The sequence below is a fragment of the Micromonospora sp. ALFpr18c genome (assembly GCF_008868155.1).
Classification (GTDB): domain Bacteria; phylum Actinomycetota; class Actinomycetes; order Mycobacteriales; family Micromonosporaceae; genus Micromonospora.
Genome location: NZ_WBKR01000386.1, coordinates 1 through 1,573 on the forward strand (window position 1 = coordinate 1; position 1,573 = coordinate 1,573).

At 57.2% G+C, this 1,573-nt stretch carries 1 protein-coding gene and 1 pseudogene; both read right to left on the reverse strand.

What is annotated here, in order from left to right:
- Positions 1-102: 102 nt before the first annotated feature.
- Positions 103-1,203 carry a hypothetical protein gene (locus tag F8271_RS31285; protein WP_151493373.1) on the reverse strand — a complete coding sequence of 367 codons (1,101 nt, stop codon included), beginning with the start codon at positions 1,201-1,203 and terminating at the stop codon, positions 103-105.
- Positions 1,204-1,295: 92 nt separating this feature from the next.
- Positions 1,296-1,573, reverse strand: a pseudogene (locus tag F8271_RS31290) (ISAs1 family transposase); the annotation flags it as partial.

Genomic DNA, 1,573 nt, shown 5'->3' on the forward strand with positions numbered 1-1,573 from the left:
GGCCAGATCGGCGAGGTGGTCAACAACAGGGTGGATCGGGGAAGATGAGGACACGAGCGCGGCTCCTGGAACGATCTTTAGGTCTAGACACCCGAAAGATCATCAGAGTCGCGCTCGTCCCACAACTACCTTGGACCCATCCTGAACCTGGACAGAACATCTCAAGCCGGAACAACGCCGGGGCCGTGACGTGAGGGTGGCAGCGGTGCTGCTGTAAGAAGCAGTTGTCTGTAGTGACGCGTTGACGTTGCTCGAAGGGCCCGGAGCCGTTGACCTGAGGTCTGTGAATTCCAGCGGCTCCGACTCGTTTCCGAACGCGCCACTGGCCCTGAGGGTTTCGTATTTTTCAATTAGAGCATCCAGATTACGGTCGGCCCCCTTGTGCACAAATTTCTTGACGAGAATTTTCTCATTAAGCGGATCGTTCCATTCGGAATAATGCTTGTGGACACGCTCCTGGGCTGGAGCATTATCAGGTAGTCTTTTCGCAGCTATTGTCGTTGCCTCCGCCCATTCTTTCACCCACTCTTTCTTCCACTCTTCTTTACTCGTTAGGAGCTCACCTGCTGCGGCCCTAGCGGCTGCCACCAAGTAACGACGGGCTGTGGCCAGAGCATTCATGGAAAGGGGTGGTCGGGTTTGCGGGTTCGAGGGTGGCGCCGGCGTGGCTGGCAGGGGGACCGGCACCGCCGAGGGTGCCCGCTGTGACTGCGACGGCGCCGAAGTCTCCGCCACAGAATGTTGCGGGCGGCTGCGGCGTGCGTCCAGCAGTTGCTGATAATGCGAATTCAGCCTCCCCCGAATATTAATATTCGGACCTCCGGCAGGATTTGCTACTTTAATCACTCCTGTTAAAATTCTGTTAAGGTTCGACTGTTCAATAGAATTCTGTCTTTCAAATTCGCGCATGGACAGCTCTCCGCGGAGATCAAGAAATCTCTTGATGGCATCAACTTTATATTTGTCGATCAACCAATTTTTGATCTCCCTCTGGTCAGGATCCGGAACTAGATCGAAGGCGCTGACCATTTGTATGCGGGCACACCAGCGGGCGAACTTTGATCTCTCAATATGGTTTCTGTCGGCGAACAAGGCACTCGACGCCCGCCATGGATTTGCGCGGATTTCGGCGGCAAAGCCTATGAGGAAATCTCGGACTTCGACGTCGGTGTAAATAAAAGGTGGCATAACACGCTTCTCCAATGCGTTGTGATCGTATGTATTCGACCTCGGTCAGGTCGGCGAGCGTTGGACCGTGGGGGCCAGGGCGTTCGCAAGGTAGGGATATGCCCGTTCTAGGTGATTCCGAGTAGTTGTAGGGATCGGTGTGGGTTGCGGCTGTTCTTCCGGAGGGCTGGCGCGATGGAGGTGATGCCGGCCAGGCGGAGCAGGCTGATCGCGGTGTTGCGGAGGGTGGCCAGGGCGCGGGGTGCGTTGCCGGTCTGTAGGCGGCTGGCGTCTTCGCGGTAGGTGGTGTCGCGGATGTGGTGTAGGACCTCGATGGACCAGTGACCGCGTAGCCAGTCGGCTAGTTCGGCGGGGTCGGCCTGCTCGGCGGTGAGGTTGGTGATCG